Here is a 19,550-nt window from a genome sequence, read left to right as displayed (position 1 = left end):
TCAATCACTCCTTATAATGAGCGGACAAGATAAGCTTCGGGACAAAAGCCCCGAATACTATTAAACACCCGTTGAGCCCGGGATTCTTTATTAAAAACTGAAAATACAGTCGGTCCAGTGCCACTCATCACAGCACTCTGCGCGCTAAAGCCTTGCATGCGTTCTTTGATCTGTTGAATCTCTGGATAGCGGTGAACTGAAATTGGTTCCAGTGCATTACCCATGTTCGTCACCAGCTGTTGGTGGTCACCTGTGGCAATGGCGTCTAGTACACCTTGAATATTGGGATGAGCCAGTGCATCATAATCAATCTGACGCAAAATACTAGGGGTGGACACACTGACATTAGGCTTAGCCAAGACGATCCAAACCGGTTTTAACGCCGGTTTCAGTACCTCAATCTGCTCGCCCAGTCCGGTCACATGAGCGGTTTTACTATACACACAATAAGGTACGTCTGAATCTACCTTCAAACTTAACTTAGCTAATTCTGCGATTGGTAAATTAAGCTCCCATAGTTGATTCAAAGCGCGCAAAACCGCGGCGGCGTCAGATGAACCACCACCCAAACCAGCTGCTACTGGAATGTTTTTTTGGATCTTAATATGGGCACCATGTTTAACTTTAAACGTGCGCTGCAGCAAAGAAGCTGCTTGAAACGCCAGGTTACGCTGATCATTCGGCAAAAATCCCGAGTTGGAAGAAACGACGATCGTACTCGAGCCGGTGGAACGGACCTCCACGTAGTCAGCAAGGTCAATGGATGTCATCACCATGTCCCATTCGGGCTGACCATCAGCGTGGCGAAACGGTGTATCTAAACCAAGGTTGACCTTGGCCGCTGCCTTTTCCACTACTATCAAATTTTGATCACCTACACTTCAATTGAGAATCGTTTTCTTATACTTACTGCTCCCTCAAGTTTTGTTATTAGGGATATTATACTCGAAATAAACAAGCTGTTAAAGAGGCTTAAAAAAGCACTCACCAGTTTTTCCTGATGAGCGCTTCATACTTTAAAGGCTATAAAATTTTAAATTTTGCAAATGTGCGATAAATTTCACCTGACCGCAGAACCTTTATACTTTGGAAAGTGATAGAACCTGGTCATTGTTTCATAGCGACTAGAACCCGTCTTTACCTTAAACTTAGTTGAACTCAATTTTTTAATCGTAAAATACTGGCTTCCCCAAGCATTTTTAGTCCGAATGGTGTAGGTTGAACCTGACTTTTTATACGACGCACTCCCGCCGCTACCATCGGCTTGAGCAACTTTATAGATAAAGGATTTTTTGGAGCCATAAACATAGTTAAACTGTGGAACACCAGCGTAACCATGCTTAATCGATGTCCGATAGTATTTGTGAATCAAAAAACTGGGTGTGCCCTTATGCCATGAACTGGCAGATGCTGTTGTACTGGTGAGCCCTAATGCAGCTGCAAAACCAAATACCAGCAGCAGTCTAAATATGGTTGATTTTTTCAACGTCTCAATTTCCTCCCAGACAAGTGATTAATAAGCCGTCGTGCTTCGCAGAATTTCGGGGTCCCGGTTACTTAACAGCATCCCGTGACCGCTGTTATCAAAGTTTAGAGATTCAAATTCACGATGAGAATTAAATTTGGAATACTTAAAGTCACTGGCTTTCAATGAACCATTGCCGTTCAGCTTCTTAGCTGGAAAACTCGTGATAGAATCGTCGGCAACCAGATACAGCCGGCCATTGTGACCGTTATAGCCCATTGCTTGTTCATGGGTGCCTGGACGGTGGTCAAACAGCTGCTTAGTTAAACGGAAATGAACTGACTTAGATCCAATCGTCCCTTTATAAACTTTGACTTTGGAGCCAGAAACGGTCCAGTAATAAGCGTTACCACTGTGGTCAAAGGTTAAATCGTGGCCACCAGGCACGTTAGCACCATGATTGGTCATGTGGAAGGTAATGGCTTTATTAGGCTTCAATGAAGAGGTGCTAATTCGTTGCAACGTCGAGGTCCGAGTGGCCCCTAGCGTGGTATCACGCCACATATAAAGTGAATGATGCTTTTTATCGTAGGCTAATGATTGACCGTGACCGGTGGTAAAGATCCCACCGACTTTAACAGCGGAACTACCAGATTTACCGTTCATTAAGGATTGCTGTTTAGCGTGTGACATCCCCTTGAGCTTGTTAAGGTCATACCGGGCAACAAACCCCTTGTTAGTCATTCCCTTGGTGTAGTGTGGCTGATAGACGACGTACAGATAGTGACCACCATCATAAGCAGCTGATTGCGGATTAGTCATATCGTACTTAGAACTTCCCTTAGCAGTATGCGTATTGGGCAACTGGTAAGCTGTTTTTAATGTCCATTTTTGATTGCCACTAACACTTGCAATCGTATTGCTGCCACCAGGATTCTTGGCAAACGAGTAGGAACCAGCCTTAACAAACCCAGTTGCTTTATTGTTGACCGTCCGTAAACTACCTGAAGAATATTGCGAAATGGCATTACTCTTTTGCGTATACGAAGCAGCATTAGCAGTTCCCACAAAACCAAACAGTGCCACTGTCCCAGCAATGGCGCTTGTCATCAAACTTATACGTTTCATCTAAAAATCTCCCCAGAATTTAGTAGTCGTACTTTCTCTCCCTCGCAGCTGATAGTGTAACCCGAAAAACTTCAAAAAGCTGTTCAAAATTGATGTACGTTATCATAGTATCACAAATGTCATGGGTCAATTCAATACAAATAAAGCGCACCAGACTCTGTCAGCTATGAACAGAAACTGGTGCGCTTCAAAATAATCCAATAAAAAAAGGCCTTACCGACCTATTTTTTATTGATTGTCATCCTCATTATTGTTGCCAAAGTCAATCTGAATATTTTGTGTCAAAATATCAGTATAACTGTAGGAAACACGTTCGAATGAATTTTCATCTTGGTCCAGATCCACAACGAAAACAGCAGGATACGTTTCTTTAAGAATTCCGTGCCGTTCAGTTGTTTTTTTGCGCCCTGCCTGGGCGACTACCATAAGTTCCTGCCCAATATGCGTTGAAAGCCGGTCCTTAATAGTTGCTAAACTTGTTGGCATGACCTCACCCCTTGTGTGAAACATTTTATCACGGTTTCACAGGAAAGTCAAGATTATACCACAACCATTAATTTACAACAAGTATTTTGTCATGAAAAAATAGATAAAAATCCTTTCATGATAGGATTTAAGCTATATTGTGACCAGCTCTCCAACACGGTAAACTGATTGTTGAATTAGCTAGAGTTAAAATAGTTTTCTCTAAAGTAAACCTTCCACGTGCAAAGCGTTCGTCAATTCAATAAACTGTTCAATTGTCAGCTTCTCAGCCCTAATCTGTGGGGAAATTCTGACCTTACCAAGGACGTTAGTGATGCGATCTTTGATATCCTGATCCTTACCGAATATCGCGCAGAGGTTATTCCAATAGCTCTTACGCCGATGCAGGAAACTGCCTTTAACAAATTTTGAAAAGACCTTTTCATCAAAAGGCGCTGGATCAAACGGTGCGCGCTTCTCCATGGTAACAATGGCTGAATCCACGTTAGGTTGCGGAATAAACGCAGTTCGTGGCACTGTAAACGCCACCTGAGCATCCGTTTGATACTGAACGGCAATCGACAAAGAACCATAGGCTTTCGTTCCTGGAACAGCCACTAACCGATCAGCCACTTCTTTTTGCATCATAACGGTGATCGATTCAAACTGAATGCCACTTTGTAAAACGTTCATCAGGATTGGTGTCGTAATGTAGTACGGCAGATTTGCGACCAGTTTTAGCGGCCGGTCAGTATCAAAGTTTTCTTTGATCACCTGGGGCAAATTAGCCTTCAAAATATCTTGATTCAGAATCGTAATGTTGTCGTACTGTGACAGGGTTTCGCCTAGGATGGGAACCAATTGTTCATCAATTTCAAACGCTAAGACGTGATGGCTGTTTTGAGCTAAAAATTCGGTTAAACCGCCGATTCCAGGACCAATTTCAATGACATTATCCTTCTCGGAAAGGTCAGCTGCCTGAACAATGTGTTCCAAAATATTAATATCAGTCAAAAAGTTTTGTCCGAGACTTTTTTTAACGTTCAACCCATATCGGTTAATAATCGCCTGTGTTCTTGCGGGACTAGCAATCAATGGTGTACTCATTGGCGTTCACTCTCCTCTTGGTCGATCAGTTGAATCGCCTGCCAAAATGTTTCTTGATTGATTTGAAACATCTGCAGCCGTTTCTTAAGCTGTTTACCATTCACATAGCCGATTCGCAATTGTTCACCTAAAGCTTCGCGGCGAGTCTTTGCCTCTGGCGTACCCACTAATCGAGCTTTGATTAAATCAGCCTGTGTAATTTGCTCAACGGTTGAATCACCTTCAGTATACACGTGAGCTAACGCTTCGCGAATTGCTTCTGGACTAGCGTGTTCCACGCCTAAGGATCCACCAGTCTTGGTCGGAACCCCCTCAGCTTTTGGTAAAAAAGCATGTTTGGCATTGGGAACCACTTCGGAGACAATTTTGCGAATTTTTTCCCCCGAAAAATCGGGATCGGTAAAAATGATGATACCGCGTTTTTTGGCCACTTCTTCAATTAAATCAAGCGTTTCTTCTGGGACGGCCGATCCACGAGTTTCAATCGTATCGGCGTTCACGGCTTTAGCAATTTGTTTCGTATCATCCTTGCCCTCAACCACGATGACTTCTTTAATGGTTTTCAATCTAGGACTCCTTAATCTTAAAAAATCGGTGTGCGTTTTGCCACGTTGCTGCAGCAATTGCTTCTGGCGTCGTTTCCCGTTCTTTAGCTATAGCTTCTACGGTATACCGGGTGAACCCGGGCTCATTCTGTTCTCCTCGATGAGGCTCTGGCGTCAAATAAGGTGCATCCGTCTCAACCATCATCCGGTCCAGCGGCGTTGCCCGAACGGAATCGTGAACCTCGTGGGCATTTTTAAAACTTGCCACCCCGGAATACGAAATCATCATACCCAGGTCCAGAAATTTCTGCAACCATTCTGGATCACCGTTAAAGCTGTGCATAACACCGCCTGTTTCTTGAATGCCCACTGACTTAATGATGTTATACGTGTCCTCGAAAGCATCCCGGTTGTGGACCACAATTGGCAACCCATGGTCCTTGGCAATCTCAATCTGGCGTTTAAACACCCGTCGCTGTACATCCTGAGGAGAACTATCCCAGTGATAGTCCAACCCGATTTCACCCAACGCAACGACTCGGTCTTCTTCTAGTTGTTGTTCCAACACCTTTTCTTTATCAGCATCATAGAACTTGGAATCTTCCGGATGCCAACCAACCGCCGCGTGAAGTTGAGGATATTCCTGAGCTAAACGAACCGCTTGTTTGTTTAACTCAGTGTTAGACCCAACAATGGTCATTTCCACTACGTCTAAATCAGCTGCCCGAGCAATATAGCGCGGAACATCATTAATAAATTCTTCGCTATTTAAATGAGTGTGTGAATCAAAAATTTTCATAACCTTTATTCTCCTACATTGAAACAAAAATCCGAATATTCAACAACTGAATATTCGGATTTCGCCTTCCGCTCATCGCGGAATTTCAGTAACTATTCGACTGTTGACCCGTTGGCAATACTTTCAGGCACCGTCACGAGTTGGACCTTACCATCAGAATCCTCAGAGGATAAAAGCATGCCTTGACTCACTTGTCCGCGCATCTTACGCGGTTTCAAGTTGGCTACAATAATGACTTTTTTCCCAATCAGATTTTTAGGTTCTGGGTAGTATTCAGCAATCCCAGATAAAATTTGGCGATCATCAGAATCACCAGCGTCCAAGCGGAACTGCAATAGCTTATCAGCACCTTGAACCTGTTGAACATCAATGATTTCAGCAACCTTCAGTTCAATCTTTTCGAAGGCATCAAACCGAACCTCTTTTTTGTCGCTCTTCAATTCTGTGTTTTCAGGATTCCAGACACCGGAATTAGCTGCCTCCTTAGCAGCTTCCATGGCAGCCCGACCTTTTTTCTTATCGGACTTGGTCATTTGAGCGGCGATAAAGGCCACTTCTTCGTCAGCATCGCGGCGAGGAAAGATTGGTGTTCCTTTACCAACTACCCGACTATTCTTAGGGAGACCTGCCATTGTCAATTCTTTCAAATTAACCTCATCGTCAAATGCCAACCCCAATTGAGCCAAAATTTGCTTTGGCGCGTGAGTCATAACTGGACTTAAGAAGTAAGCGATGATTCTTAGACTTGCTGACAAATGTGCCATCACAGCGGCTAACTTCCGCTTACTGTCATCATCGTCGTTTTTTGCTAAGATCCACGGTTCAGTTTCATCGATATACTTGTTTGTCCGGGCAATCAACTTCCAAATTTCAGCTAAGGCATCTGAAAAATGCAGATCATCCATTAACTTGTGGTAGTTGGCCATGGTGGTTTCGGCCACTTCTTCCAAGGAAGCATCAAAATCCGTCACGCCGGCTTCATAAGCTGGAATAACACCACCCTCATACTTGTTGATCATGGCAACGGTCCGGTTAAGCAAGTTGCCTAAATCGTTAGCGAGATCATAGTTTAAACGGTCAACGAAGTCTTCTGGCGTAAAGGTACCGTCATTACCATAAGGCATCGCCCGGATGAGATAGTAACGAACTGAGTCCAAGCCGTATCGATCAACTAAGGTCTCTGGGTAAATCACGTTACCCTTAGACTTAGACATTTTACCGTCCTTCATCAATAACCAGTTGTGGCCGAAGACGGTCTTAGGCAGCGGCAGGCCAAGGGCATGCAGCATAATTGGCCAGTAAATGGTGTGGAAACGAACGATTTCCTTACCCACCATTTGCACATTAGCAGGCCAGAACTTCTTAAATAAGCTGTCATCTTCACCATCATAACCAAGTGCCGTAATATAGTTGGTCAAGGCATCAAGCCAAACGTACACAACGTGCTTAGGATTAGACTTAACTGGGATCCCCCAATTAAACGTGGTCCGGGATACCGCCAAATCTTCCAAACCGGGCTTGATGAAGTTATTGATCATTTCGTTCATGCGGCTTGCTGGTTGGATGAATTCTGGGTGTTGCTTGTAATAATCTAACAGCCAATCGGCATACTTCCCCATCTTAAAGAAATATGATTCTTCCTTAACGAGTTCAACTTCATGACCACTAGGCGCCTTACCACCAATGACCTTACCGTTATCATCACGATATACTTCAGCTAGTTGCGTTTCGGTGAAGTACTCTTCATCGTCGACTGAGTACCAACCTTCATACTCACCCAGGTAAATGTCACCTTGATCTTGCAGTTGTTGAAACATCTTTTGGACGGCCTTTTCGTGATAATCATCCGTCGTTCGAATAAACTTATCGTTGGAAATTTCTAGCGTCTTCCACAGTTTCTTGATACCGGCAGCCATCTCATCCACATAACTCTTAGGATCGGTTCCAAGCTGTTCAGCCTTTTCTTCGATCTTAAGTCCATGTTCGTCAGTTCCAGTCAAAAAGAAGACATCGTTGCCGGTTTCTCGCTTGTAGCGGGCTAAAGCATCACAGGCAATCGTGGTGTATGAGTTTCCAATGTGTAATTTCCCAGATGGGTAGTAGATTGGTGTCGTTATGTAATACGTAGGTTTGGTTTCTGTCATGTTAATCAACAGGCCCCTTTCAATTAGGTTTATTTTTTAATTTTCATTCAGTTTTGCTTCTAGAAAGTCTTCAACATTATAGCATATCTGACCCGCCGGAGAAATAACTCTCAGACATCAACGGCCGGTTTTTGAGCTAATTTTCAGCCAATTCAGCTCAGCTATTAAAATAAGCTCATCTGCTGAGGACCTAATCCCTGCCAGGATAAATGCAGTAGATCTCTTAATGCCAGAGCGTTGGGAGCGGCATCTCGGCCAGAATTATTATTAAAAATAACGCAGACTTCCTGCACCTGATCAGATAAACTGGAAACCGTTTTGGCAAACCCAGTTAGTTCGTCGTCGTTGTATTGATACAGCGTCCGAACGCCACGCCAATCTTTGCCTTGATTAAACCAGCCCTGCTCGTTGCGCCCGTGTAGTCGTAATAATGCCAGTCGATCATCTGCCACTTCTGCCACGAAGGGCACCCCATCGTTTAAACGATGAGGTTCATCCACAATGACATGTGTCATATGAAGCCCCTTTAAGTAGCGCATCAAGTCCTCCGTTAAGTCAGGATCGTACCAGCTAGGGTTACGAAACTCGACTGCAATCGGCAAATCAGCCATCTGATCGCGAATTTCAAATAACCATTGAAGATTCTCTGTGGTTCGCTGAAAAAAAGGAGGAAATTGGAATAGCACCGTTTTTAACTGGTGGGATTTAACCAACGGCCGCACCATTCTACGATATTCAGTAAAGGCCTGCTGCCGCTCTTCATCGCTGGCTTCTTCTTTGCCAAAATCGTGTTTGGTCATGAGTTTGTTTGCTTTAAGGATAAACTGGAACGTGGCCGGTACTTGTTTTTGCCAATTAGCGACCGTGGAAGCTCTCGGAATACCATAAAACGGCGTGTCTAACTCAACGACGGGCAAAATTGCGGCGTACTCTGGTAAAGTCACATCCCGTTGTTGATCTTGTATTAAAGCTGGATGCTCTTTCCAGGTTGTTAAACCAATCGTAATCATCAAAACACACCTCGCTTACTTTTTTAACGATTGCTGCCGACTCTTTTTCATTAAATAACGGTCAACCCGGTGATCTGGAATAATCCAGGGAATCAGTGAACCGAAACAGAGAATTGCAGAAGCTGGTGGCCAGACAGACGATAACGCAATGCCAATCAGAACCATTAACATTGAATACCAGGACTTCCGCTGACCCTTACCAAAGAACTTCGTAAACACCGAATCAGGCTCATGAGCAGCTAAAAGGCTTTTAACTAAAACGTAAAAACTAATATTGACCGCTAAAAAAATAATTCCCATCGTCGCCTCTGGTGCTGTGTATTCAGTATGGCTGCCCGCCCAGGCCGTCGCAATCGGCATTAAACTGATGGTTAGCAAAAATAAATTATTTGCCCATAGCACTGACCCGCTGACTGTTTCGGTAATCTGGAACAAGTGATGGTGATTGTTCCAGTAGACTGCCACCGTTAAAAAACTCAGTAAGTAAAGAATCAACTTATAACGTAACGGCCATAAAGCAGCAAAAGTTGTGCCGTCTGGTTCTGGAATCTCCAGCACTAAAATCGTGACGATAATGGCCATGACGCCATCGGTAAATGCTTCCAACCGCGATTTACTCATTGACGGTTCCCCCTATATTTATGTACTGACCGGATGAACCGGTCAAAAGTGATTAGTGATACTCAGATTTTCAGTTGATCATAAAACGTAGCCGCATCTTCTTGAACCATTTCAAAGTTAAATGAAAAGGACAATGGTTCGTTATTAACAACAATAACTGGCGCCGTAGGATTGCGATAGTCCAATAACCCGGCAAAGGGATACACGCGCATGGAAGTACCGGTAATCACGATTAAATCCGCGTTTGCCATGGCATTGACCGCGTTCGAGATATTGGTTTCGTTTAAACCCTCTTCGTACAGCACAACATCAGGTCGTAATTGGCCACCGCACCCTTCATGTACCGGACTTTTCAGGTAGTCGTGCCAGTCTACTGGCTGATGACATTTTTGGCAATAAACCCGGTAGAGGTTGCCGTGAAATTCAACCAAGTGCTTGGCTCCTGCTACCCGGTACAAGTTATCGATGTTTTGGGTCACGATCGTTGCTCGGTCCTGTTGGGTCAGCGCAGCTTGTTTTTCATGAATCACGTTGGGTTTAGCGTCTGGCTTGTACAAGTTCGTCTTGACGTAATCATAGAACACATCTGGCTCCTGAGTTAAACACGTGTGACTCAAATAATATTCTGCGTTCTTATGATGGGTATATAACCCATTATTTGAGCGGTAATCTGGTATGCCAGAAGGTGTCGAAACACCAGCCCCCGTTAGGAAAACGATGTGCTTAGATTGTTCAAACGCCCGTTGAATTGTTTCATCCATTGTAAGACCCCCTCATCACCCGTATTAACGTAAAATATACGGCATTTCCAGTTTCTTAAATAGTGCTTCAACTGATAACGAATAAATGGCTTTATAGTACTCGGGATTATCGTTGGCTTTGGTTGGCGCAGAAATCACAAATGAGTTCTGCCCGTCAGCTCGGTTAATGCCAACGTATGCTCGCCGCTTGCTCTTAATATCAACCATATCAGAATGGTACAGTTCAAACATTTGACGAACCTCCAAGCGCAATTGCCGCTCAGACACCACATTGGAAACGGTGGCAAATTCAGTCATGTTAATTGGCGGCAACCCCCAGGCTTTCAACTGTTCATCAAATGCCTTAAAGAGTTTCACAATATTACGGCGAAGGGTAAATGGTGAGTCTACAGGTTTTTCAGTAATCAGCGCGTATAATTTTTTGGCAGCTGCAAACGAATTTGGATAATCCTTTGCAAGCTGATCGTTAACTTTTTTATTCCCGTCACCGAAAAAGACGAGTGCATCCGTCAGTGTCAACAACCGTAACGTCATTTTATCATCGACTGGTGTTGGTTCAGGCTGAATCGTGGCTTGCACACCTTTCAGATACATCTGTTCGATTTCATCAGTGATTAGTCCGTGCTTGCGTTGCTCACTGACCACTACGATGTGTGAAACGGTGTCATAGAGTTCTGTACCAAGCATCATTAACTGCTGGTCCAGCTGTTCTTCGCCAGTGGAGATGGCAAAGAAAATTTGTGGGAAACCACGCAGCGTCATTAAGAGGTGCAAGAGCTCATGGGAGGCCGTGTAATCCGGTGCTGAAAGATCACTGATTTGAACCATAATATTATCCTTGTCCTGAACGGCCTGAGCCTGATCATGACGGACGTAGCCGTTTTGCAGCTTCCCGATGAACTGTAATTCTACTTTTCCAGGGAAAATTTTATTGACTGCATCTAATAAAGATTGCGTTTCCGGATTGATCTCTACGTTTTGCATCATTCATGTCTCCTTGTTATTTCTAATTTGTTCCAATAAGCGTCTAGCACTAGCTTCATTCGGATCACTGGCTTTTATTAACTGGTTCACCAGAGCTGGCACTTCCACCGCACTTGCGCCCACAGACATGGCCAAAGAGCGCAGTTGCATCTTCATATGCCCCTGTTGAATACCGCTGGTCACCAGCGCCTTAAGTGCAGCAAAGTTTTGGGCAAGCCCCACTGAAACAATCACCATCATGAGTTCCTCTGGCGAATCGATACTGGCAATCTTTTGATTAATGCCGACTAGTGGTAAAACCTTTGTTGCACCGCCGACCGTTCCAATCGGCATCGGCAAGGTCAAGGTTCCCGTTAACTGGTCATCCTCAAGCTGCCACTGACTCAACCCGCGATATTGCCCATCTACTGCTGCATAAGCATGAGACGCACTCTCGATTGCCCGCCAGTCATTCCCCATTGCAAGGACCACCGCGTCGACACCATTCATGATCCCCTTATTGTGAGTAACTGCCCTCATAGGGTCTAGTTGCGCAATGCGACTAGCCTGTGCGATTCGAGTTGCAACTTGTTGGGCTTTTTGTTGTTCATCAGCCAATTGAGCAACTGGGACTGATACCGTTGCCGTTGTGAGGCTCTGATCACCAGCATTTGATAGGATACTAAATAAGGTCGTGTGGTGCAGTTTATTTTGTACAACATCCGCAACTGCTTCCAACATCGTGTTCATCATATTGGCGCCCATCGCGGCTTTCACGTCAACGACTAGGTCAATTGAAACAAACCCTTCACCTAAATCACGCGTTCGAATTGATTTTGGACCACCACCACGCTTAACGATAGAAGGATGTGCCTGTCTTGCAGCATCCAGTAATTCATTTTGGTGCAATGCCACCCAGTCATCGATAGAAGCAAACACTTTCACATCACTGAGAACCACTTGACCCGTCAGCAAGCGGGAATTGACTGTAGCCTTAATTCCCCCCGCCTTCGCTAACTGTTTAGCGCCGTTGCTAGCTGCCGCAATCACACTTGGTTCTTCTGTGACCATTGGTACCACGTAATCGTGATCATTCACGCGAAAATTTACCGCGATGCCCTCTGGTAACTGATACGTTGTCAAGTAATTTTCAACCAGTAACGATAAATCATCAGCTGTTGCATGCTGCTTAAGCACTTGTTGCTCAGGCTTAGACAACCCCAGCTGATCTGCTATTATCGCTAACCGCTCCTCCGGTGTCCGCTTGTAAAACTGTGAATACCCCGCTTCCATGTTCACCTATCCTTGCTCTCTTAATTATAGTCGTGATTGAGATATGCGTGTATGATACCTTCCCGCACACCGCTTTCCGAGAATATCACTCGGTCTGAATCTAACATTTGCAATAATAATACCAAAGGCATAATACCACCAACGATGATGTCAGCCCGATCCGGTTCAAGGCCAGATATTTCCTGTCGTTCAGCCAGACTCTTGCTTAATAACATGCTAAAAAGTCTGAAAACTTCTGGACTGGTCAGCTGGTAGCCGTGAATTTGTTCAACGTGCAGAATTTGCTGCTGACGCCGACTCATCCGTGCCAGCGAACGATTAGCACCGCCCAGCAAAATTAAGGGCTTGTTCTGTGCTTCGTGCAACCACCAAATATCTCGCAGTCGTTTTCTAAGAAAAATTGACGCGTTAAAAAAGTCAGCTGCGAACACTTTATCTGCCAAATGAAACTGTTCGGACAAGTTAACGGCTCCAAAGGGGATACTGATCAGGTTGCTTTCTTTACCGGATTGAATATGCACCATTTCTAGGCTAGCGCCACCCACATCAAGCATGAGTGCATCTGCCACCCGCAAACGATTCTTAACCCCCAAATAATCGTAATAAGCCTCATCATCACCAGATAAAACGTCCAATTTCAGGCCAACTGCCTGTTCAACTCTTTTTAGAAATTCCGCCTGGTTGCGTGCCTGGCGCACGGCTGCCGTGGTAATTGCTTTAACCGTTAAATGAGGGAGTGCTTCATAATAAGTTTTAAATTTACGAAGCGCGTCTAATGTCCGTTGAATGGCCGGTTCTTGCAGCTCTTTTTCATCGCCCATTCCCTCAGATATCCGCGAATCTTCCTTATAACGGGCCACTTCTCGAAAGGTTTTATCCGGCCGAATTTCATTAATCGTCATCCGGACTGAATTAGAACCCAAATCAACGATCACTAAATTATCCATCACCCGACACCCCTTATTGTATCAACCAAATTTTAACCGAAGTAGTTTAGTCCCATTTTTTCGACAACTTCTTTTAACGTCTGGTTGGCCACTACATTCGCTTTTTCACTGCCGTCCTGCAAAATCTGGTAAACACCAGGAATGTCTTGTGCATACTGTTCACGACGAGTTCGAATTGGCTCTAGGACTGCTTGTAAAACATCGTTTAAATACCGTTTAATCTTAACATCTCCAAGGCCACCATGTTGATATTGTGCCTTCAAATCGGCAACTTTCTGTTTATCATCGTCAAAGATGTCAAGGTAAGTAAACACGGTGTTCCCTTCGACATGACCCGGATCCTCAACGTGCACGTGAGTCGGATCGGTGTACATTGACATCACCTTTTTTTGTACCGTATCAGCATCATCAGACAGATAAATAGCGTTGTTCAACGATTTACTCATCTTAGCGTTACCATCTAGGCCAGGAATTCGGCCTTCGCCTTCTGGTGGGAAGTAGCCCTCAGGTTCAACCAAAACTTCACCATAGATACTGTTAAAGCTCCGCACGATCTCACGAGTTTGTTCCAGCATTGGTTCTTGGTCTTCGCCAACCGGGACAGTAGTTGCTTTAAAGGCAGTAATGTCAGCAGCTTGACTAACCGGATAGATGAAGAAGCCGGCAGGAACACTTTGACCAAATTCTTTTTGCTTAATTTCGGTCTTCACGGTAGGATTCCGTTCCAAACGCGAAACCGTCACCAAGTTCAAGTAGTGCATCGTCAACTCACTCAGTGCTGGAATCTGTGATTGCACAAGGATCGTTGACTTCTTAGGGTCAATTCCCACGGCCAAATAATCTAATGCAACTTGAATCAGGCTATTACGAATCTTTTCGGGATCACGGGCGTTATCTGTCAGTGCCTGTTGGTCTGCAATCATAATATAGGATTCATAATCACCGGAATTTTGTAGTTTAACCCGGTTTTGCAAAGAGCCTACATAGTGGCCAATGTGAAGCTTGCCAGTTGGTCTGTCACCAGTTAAAATAATTTTCTTATCGCTCATGTTATTAATCTCCCTTTCAATTGATGTCCCTATTATTGGTGCCATGATACCTCATAAAAAAGACGCCCCATTGCGCATGCAAAAGGACGTCAACCGCGGTACCACCTAAATTTGTGACCAAAAGTCACCACTCTCACCGATAAGGAGGCACCCTAAAATTCACTTGTCAGCTCCAAAGTGATCATTGCGACCATTTTCAGCAAACATGGTCTCTCTGTAATGATGATCTAACGCACTGACGAATTCTATCTATATAATGGTTTCTATTTTAAGCATTTTAACGGTTGTTGTCAAAGTTGGCATGTGCTGAGCTTTTCCAATTGACACAACCACCTAATCACACTAGAATGGTTCAAGCACATTAAACGAAAGAGGCGTTTTTTTGGAATCACGGGAACAAAAAGTTGAACAGCAGCGCGTTGATTCGGTGATCAATCAAATTACCGCAAAAATCAAGTCAGTCTCGCTGGAGTACAGTAAGGCTCACGCGGAAATGAAGTCGGTTCAGCAAAATTACAGCGCTAACACTTCTGTTAACTACGTAGAAGTTGATGATCGGATTGATACTTCTGCCGAACTGCAACAGCAACGGGCCTTAGCATCTCGGCTGATTGAAAACGAACAGATTATCTCGAATCAGTTACACGTCTACAAAGACCTGGAACAATCACCATACTTCGGCCGAATTGATATTCAAGACCCTGGTGAAGCTGAGCAAGAGAAACTCTATATTGGCACGGCTTCGTTTACCGACGATGAGTCTAACTTTTTAGTCTATGACTGGCGGGCACCCATCTCAGCCATTTACTATAACGGGACTTTAGGCGATGTGACCTACGACACTCCCGCTGGGAAACAGCTCACTACACTGACTAAAAAACGTCAATTTTTGATTCAGAACGGCAAGATTGAATCTATGTTTGATACTAACGAAACCGTTGGTGACGAAATGCTGCAACATGTTTTGGGTCAACAAAACGATGAGACCATGCAAAATATCGTGGCGACAATTCAGCGTGAGCAAAATGACATCATTCGCGACACTCGTTCTGACCTCCTAGTGGTTCAAGGGGTCGCTGGTTCTGGTAAGACTTCTGCCATTTTACAGCGGATCGCTTTTTTGCTCTACCATAGTCGCCGGGAATTACAAGCAGACCAGATTGTTCTTTTCTCACCCAACAAACTGTTTAGCCACTACATTTCAGATGTTCTGCCAAGTTTAGGCGAACGAAACATGCGGCAAGTCACTTTGGCGGATTTTCTTACTCAACGGCTTCAGGGCCTGAATGTGGAATCACTATTCGATCATTACGAAAAGGATGTTGATTTATCTGCTGACCAACAAGCGTTAGTTGATTACAAATCATCTTCACAGTACATGCATCAAATCGCGGACTATTGTCAAAATTTGGAGCCAACTCATTTTAAGTTCAACCATATTTATTTTGACGGCCGAATTTTCTTCAATAAGGCGGCTATCGAAAAAATTTATCAAGGGTTGCCACACTTACAGCCAGCTGAACGGTTCTTAAGAACCAAAAACATCCTCATTAAGCAATTAAAACGCCGAATTAACCAGGAAGCTAAATCAGACTGGGTAGCTGAAGAAATCGATCAATTATCTGATGAAGAATATCATAACCTACTAGGTTCAAAACGCCTGCACGATTTTCAGGAAGTCGATGCTGAAACCAATTACATTGCACGCAAAATTGTGACTCGGCGACTACGAAAAGTTTACGATGCCATTTACAACAACTACTTCTTAGATATCTACAGCCAGTACGCGGACTTTATGGACACGGTTGCGATTCCTGATAACCTGCCTGCAACCGTGATGGCTGCAAGTAAGAAAGCCTTTTTACACGATATTGAATTTCACAAATGCGAATTAGTGGACGCTGCCCCGTTGCTTTATATCCGTGACATTCTCACTGGTGGCGGTCAGAATCACGCCATGCATCATTTATTTGTGGATGAGATGCAAGACTATTCGATTGCGCAACTACAGTATCTACACCACGCGTTTCCAAAGGCTCATATGACTTTCCTGGGCGATGCTGAACAAGCCCTGTTCAAAGCAGTACAGACTCCTGAAGGCTTACTAAACAGTCTGCGTGATGCCTTCCACGTTCATCATCCTCGTTTGTTGAAGCTCAATCGTTCTTACCGATCGACTTTACCAATAACGACCTTCGCTAAGGCACTGCTGCCAGACGGTGACCAGATTGAAGCATTTAATCGTCCTGGCCAACTGCCGCGACTAGTCATTCGTTACGACACCGAAAGTTGCTATGAGGCATTGGAGGATGAGGTCACCAGCTTACGATCTGGTAATGGCACCGTAGCTATTCTGACCAAGAATCTCGAACAAGCACACGAGGTTTATCAAAAATTACATCACGAGAACAACGATGTGACTTTAATGACCGATGCCGACTTATCGTTACCCAAGGGAACCCTTGTAATGCCGATCTACCTGGCTAAGGGATTGGAATTTGATGCGGTGATTGCTTGGAACGTTTCTGCCGCTAACTTTCCCGATGACCGGTTCACTGGCACCTTATACACAATTGCTACGCGGGCAATGCATCAACTGGTGCTCATAAGCTTGGGACCAGTATCCCCCTTAATTGCGTCGAATAAAATGCCAAAATCAGTCTTGCAGATTGAACATGAATTAACGAATTAATTGAACCTCAAAAACACCAGCATCATCACTCGCAAATCGACTGATGATGCTGGTGTTTTAAATTATGGTTTATCACTGACTGGATTTGGTTCCTGCTTATTTGGCTTCAACGCTTGCTTCAGCATAAACGGTGCAATGATGGTTGCCAGAATAATCACCAACACCATTTTAGAATAAGTCGCATTCGATAGTAGCCCCGCCTGTAACCCAATTTGAACGGTAATCATTCCCATCTCGCCACGAGAAATCATTCCTGTTCCAACCACGTAGCTGCTGTGCCAACTAAAACCGGTGAGTCGAGCGCCCAACCCGCAACCCAATAATTTAGTCAAGCAGGCTAATAGTGTCATCACAATGATCAGGCCAAGAGATTGGCCCAAATACTTAAAGGACATACTTAGCCCAATACCAACAAAAAACAGCGGAACAAAAGCCGCATACCCAATCGGTTCCGTATGGGCTTCAACGACTTCCCGATAAGGCGTATGAGCAACTGCGATTCCTGCGAAAAAGGCACCTACCGCACCACTCAAGCCGACTGCATCTGCAACCCAGGCCATTCCTAAACAAATCACCATGGACATGATGGTGACACTGGAGTTCATCAATAGTTTTTCGCTGATTCCCATTAAATAGGGTGCAATCCATCGAACGACCAAATAAGTCCCACCGAAAAAAGCCATTTGTTCCAGTAAAATCAGAATAATATTTGTATTTTGCCCACTAGTCTTCAACCCCTGTGTACCCATCAAACTGATCATGACTGACAATAAAATCACACCCACGATATCGTCTGCCACCGCTGCACCAAGAATTGTCGCCCCTTCAGAAGTATCGAGAGCATGGTATTCACGTAACACTGCCACGGATATGGAAACCGATGTAGCACTAAAAATAACTCCTATGTAGGTTGCCTCAAAGGCGGAAAAATGAAAGGCCATGGCAGTGCCACCCATTAGTGCTACGGGCATGATGACACCACACAGTGCAACGACAATTGCTGGCTTAAAAAAGCGGCGTAGGAGAGCGAGATTACTCTCTAATCCACCGATAAACATCAGCAGAATAACGCCTATGTCTGAGAAAACGTTCAATAACTGATTGGGTTGAACCCAGTTAAACATAGCTGGTCCAACTACGATTCCCACTAATATTTGACCAATAACGGATGGAATCCCCATTCGGTTTGAGAAGTGTCCGGCAAAGGTCGTCAAAACTAGCAGGAGGCATAAAGTTCCGATAAAATTCACACTAACCACCTCTTGTAGTAAAATAGTGCTGCATAATCCAGCACTAACTAAAATATAACACTAACCAGAAGGGAAATCTTGTCCATGTTTAAAAATTGGCATCAAGCTGGTCACATCAAAAAACAAACGAAGCAGTATCAGGGACCCGTCTTTTCAGTCATGCAATGTGAAATCGATACGCCGGATGGCCTTTCGGTTGAGCGAGATTTAATCCATACCGCCCCAACGATTACTATTTTGGCGCTAACCGATGATGATCAAGTAGCACTAACAAGTGAGTACCGCGTTGGCATCAACGCTGATTCAGTTTCTTTACCCGCTGGCATTATTAATCCAGGAGAAACACCAGAAGCAGCAGCCAGGCGTGAATTTCAAGAAGAAACTGGTTATGTTGCTAAGTCAGTTCAGGTCATGACAACCGTTACCTCTTCCGAAGGATTCATGGATCAAACTGCAGCCTTAGTTTTATTGCGGTTTGATCCGACAAAACGGACTGCTACTCATTTCGATCCGGATGAGTTTGTTTCGGTTCAACTATTTGGGTTAAACCAGGTGATTGAATGGATCAGAATGGGGAGAATAAATACAGCACAGGCATTAGCCGCAATTGGTTTCTACCAGCTTTACCTGGCTTAATCGTAAAAAAAAGCAACCTGCTATAAAAAGCAGGCTGCTTCTTGGTGTTTTGATACCGGAGGTGGGGTTCGAACCCACACGTCCTCAACGGACACTGGATTTTGAGTCCAGCGCGTCTGCCAGTTCCGCCACTCCGGCATGTTCATGAAAAAATGTAGCACTTCATATCTATCCAAGATAATTGATTGCTATCGGGAAGACAGGATTCGAACCTGCGACCCCCTGGTCCCAAACCAGGTGCTCTACCAAGCTGAGCTACTTCCCGATGTCGTTTTATAAATTACCAACTATATTAGTATACTACTCCGAATTAATTATTACTAGTAAATTTTGAGGTCAATTTTGTCGCCATGAAACTTTCCAAGAAGCCTAAAGGATGTAGTATAATATGAGTTGCCGCTGTAGCTCAGAAGGTAGAGCACTTCCATGGTAAGGAAGAGGTCATCGGTTCAAATCCGATAAGCGGCTTTCTTTCAAAACGATAGACAGCATTCCATGAGTCAATGTAATAAATGGATTGTTTTATATCTTCAAACGAAAAAAGCAGCCACCGATTACACGATGACTGCTTTATTTGCGTGGCAACGTCCTACCCTCGCAGGGGGCGATCCCCCAACTACTCTTGGCGTGCTGAAGCTTAACTACTGTGTTCGGCATGGGAACAGGTGTATCCTT

18 protein-coding genes, 3 tRNA genes and 1 rRNA gene are annotated in these 19,550 nt (G+C 44.3%); 3 read left to right on the top strand and 19 right to left on the bottom strand.

The genetic code is table 11. The annotated features are described in order from the left end of the window. Positions 1–11: 11 nt before the first annotated feature. The 15 genes from ispE to trpS form a co-directional block, all read right to left on the bottom strand. Complete coding sequence (ispE, locus tag HC026_RS07995; protein ID WP_168925466.1) at positions 12–863, bottom strand: 4-(cytidine 5'-diphospho)-2-C-methyl-D-erythritol kinase; 852 nt, start codon at positions 861–863, stop codon at positions 12–14. A 197-nt stretch (positions 864–1,060) separates the two neighbouring features. After that, positions 1,061–1,486: a hypothetical protein gene (locus HC026_RS07990; RefSeq protein WP_168925465.1), complete on the bottom strand. Its 426-nt coding sequence runs from the start codon at positions 1,484–1,486 to the stop codon at positions 1,061–1,063. Between the two features lie 27 nt (positions 1,487–1,513). Beyond that, on the bottom strand, positions 1,514–2,593 hold the full coding sequence (locus HC026_RS07985) for a hypothetical protein (protein WP_168925464.1): 1,080 nt from the start codon (positions 2,591–2,593) through the stop codon (positions 1,514–1,516). A 228-nt stretch (positions 2,594–2,821) separates the two neighbouring features. Then, a complete protein-coding gene (locus HC026_RS07980; RefSeq protein WP_168925463.1) occupies positions 2,822–3,079 on the bottom strand; it encodes a Veg family protein in 258 nt (85 codons plus the stop codon). A gap of 201 nt (positions 3,080–3,280) precedes the next feature. Further along, on the bottom strand, positions 3,281–4,165 hold the full coding sequence (gene rsmA / locus HC026_RS07975) for a 16S rRNA (adenine(1518)-N(6)/adenine(1519)-N(6))-dimethyltransferase RsmA (RefSeq protein ID WP_168925462.1): 885 nt from the start codon (positions 4,163–4,165) through the stop codon (positions 3,281–3,283). After that, positions 4,162–4,731, bottom strand: coding sequence for a ribonuclease M5 (gene rnmV, locus HC026_RS07970; RefSeq protein WP_168925461.1), 570 nt, complete (start codon positions 4,729–4,731; stop codon positions 4,162–4,164). Before rnmV ends, rsmA begins: the two co-directional genes overlap by 4 nt. A gap of 1 nt (position 4,732) precedes the next feature. Continuing rightward, positions 4,733–5,509 carry a TatD family hydrolase gene (locus tag HC026_RS07965; protein ID WP_168925460.1) on the bottom strand — a complete coding sequence of 259 codons (777 nt, stop codon included), beginning with the start codon at positions 5,507–5,509 and terminating at the stop codon, positions 4,733–4,735. A gap of 92 nt (positions 5,510–5,601) precedes the next feature. Continuing rightward, the gene (metG, locus tag HC026_RS07960) at positions 5,602–7,653 is read right to left on the bottom strand and encodes a methionine--tRNA ligase (protein WP_168925459.1); all 2,052 of its coding nucleotides are present in this window, start codon (positions 7,651–7,653) and stop codon (positions 5,602–5,604) included. Positions 7,654–7,817: 164 nt separating this feature from the next. Beyond that, positions 7,818–8,663 carry a DUF72 domain-containing protein gene (locus tag HC026_RS07955; protein ID WP_168925458.1) on the bottom strand — a complete coding sequence of 282 codons (846 nt, stop codon included), beginning with the start codon at positions 8,661–8,663 and terminating at the stop codon, positions 7,818–7,820. Between the two features lie 15 nt (positions 8,664–8,678). Continuing rightward, on the bottom strand, positions 8,679–9,284 hold the full coding sequence (locus tag HC026_RS07950) for a TMEM175 family protein (RefSeq protein WP_168925457.1): 606 nt from the start codon (positions 9,282–9,284) through the stop codon (positions 8,679–8,681). Positions 9,285–9,346: 62 nt separating this feature from the next. Then, complete coding sequence (locus HC026_RS07945; protein WP_168925456.1) at positions 9,347–10,045, bottom strand: NAD-dependent protein deacylase; 699 nt, start codon at positions 10,043–10,045, stop codon at positions 9,347–9,349. Between the two features lie 24 nt (positions 10,046–10,069). Continuing rightward, complete coding sequence (locus HC026_RS07940) at positions 10,070–11,029, bottom strand: IpaB/EvcA family protein (RefSeq protein ID WP_168925505.1); 960 nt, start codon at positions 11,027–11,029, stop codon at positions 10,070–10,072. Positions 11,030–11,032: 3 nt separating this feature from the next. Next, complete coding sequence (locus HC026_RS07935) at positions 11,033–12,301, bottom strand: hydroxymethylglutaryl-CoA reductase, degradative (RefSeq protein WP_168925455.1); 1,269 nt, start codon at positions 12,299–12,301, stop codon at positions 11,033–11,035. Between the two features lie 20 nt (positions 12,302–12,321). Next, positions 12,322–13,248, bottom strand: coding sequence for a Ppx/GppA family phosphatase (locus HC026_RS07930; RefSeq protein WP_168925454.1), 927 nt, complete (start codon positions 13,246–13,248; stop codon positions 12,322–12,324). Positions 13,249–13,280: 32 nt separating this feature from the next. Further along, on the bottom strand, positions 13,281–14,297 hold the full coding sequence (trpS, locus tag HC026_RS07925) for a tryptophan--tRNA ligase (RefSeq protein WP_168925453.1): 1,017 nt from the start codon (positions 14,295–14,297) through the stop codon (positions 13,281–13,283). A 382-nt stretch (positions 14,298–14,679) separates the two neighbouring features. Here trpS and helD point away from each other — a divergent pair, with 382 nt between their 5' ends. Continuing rightward, a complete protein-coding gene (gene helD, locus HC026_RS07920; protein WP_168925452.1) occupies positions 14,680–16,989 on the top strand; it encodes an RNA polymerase recycling motor HelD in 2,310 nt (769 codons plus the stop codon). A gap of 62 nt (positions 16,990–17,051) precedes the next feature. Here helD and HC026_RS07915 read toward each other — a convergent pair whose 3' ends face one another. Beyond that, positions 17,052–18,239 (bottom strand): cation:proton antiporter, encoded by a 1,188-nt coding sequence (locus tag HC026_RS07915; protein ID WP_168925451.1) that lies wholly within the window; start codon positions 18,237–18,239, stop codon positions 17,052–17,054. An 84-nt stretch (positions 18,240–18,323) separates the two neighbouring features. On the opposite strand from HC026_RS07915, the gene HC026_RS07910 reads away from it, so the two are divergent. Then, complete coding sequence (locus tag HC026_RS07910; protein WP_168925450.1) at positions 18,324–18,875, top strand: NUDIX hydrolase; 552 nt, start codon at positions 18,324–18,326, stop codon at positions 18,873–18,875. A gap of 53 nt (positions 18,876–18,928) precedes the next feature. Here the strand turns inward: HC026_RS07910 and HC026_RS07905 are convergent. After that, positions 18,929–19,013 (bottom strand) — tRNA-Leu (locus HC026_RS07905). Positions 19,014–19,066: 53 nt separating this feature from the next. After that, positions 19,067–19,140 (bottom strand) — tRNA-Pro (locus tag HC026_RS07900). A 130-nt stretch (positions 19,141–19,270) separates the two neighbouring features. Here HC026_RS07900 and HC026_RS07895 point away from each other — a divergent pair. After that, positions 19,271–19,343: transfer RNA gene (locus HC026_RS07895), tRNA-Thr, on the top strand. A 108-nt stretch (positions 19,344–19,451) separates the two neighbouring features. On the opposite strand, the gene rrf is transcribed toward HC026_RS07895, so the two are convergent. Continuing rightward, positions 19,452–19,550, bottom strand: a 5S ribosomal RNA gene (gene rrf / locus HC026_RS07890); the annotation flags it as partial.

The sequence above is a fragment of the Secundilactobacillus angelensis genome, from assembly GCF_012641075.1.
In the GTDB taxonomy this organism is placed as follows: domain Bacteria; phylum Bacillota; class Bacilli; order Lactobacillales; family Lactobacillaceae; genus Secundilactobacillus; species Secundilactobacillus angelensis.
This window is presented reverse-complemented; position numbering and strand designations above follow the sequence as displayed.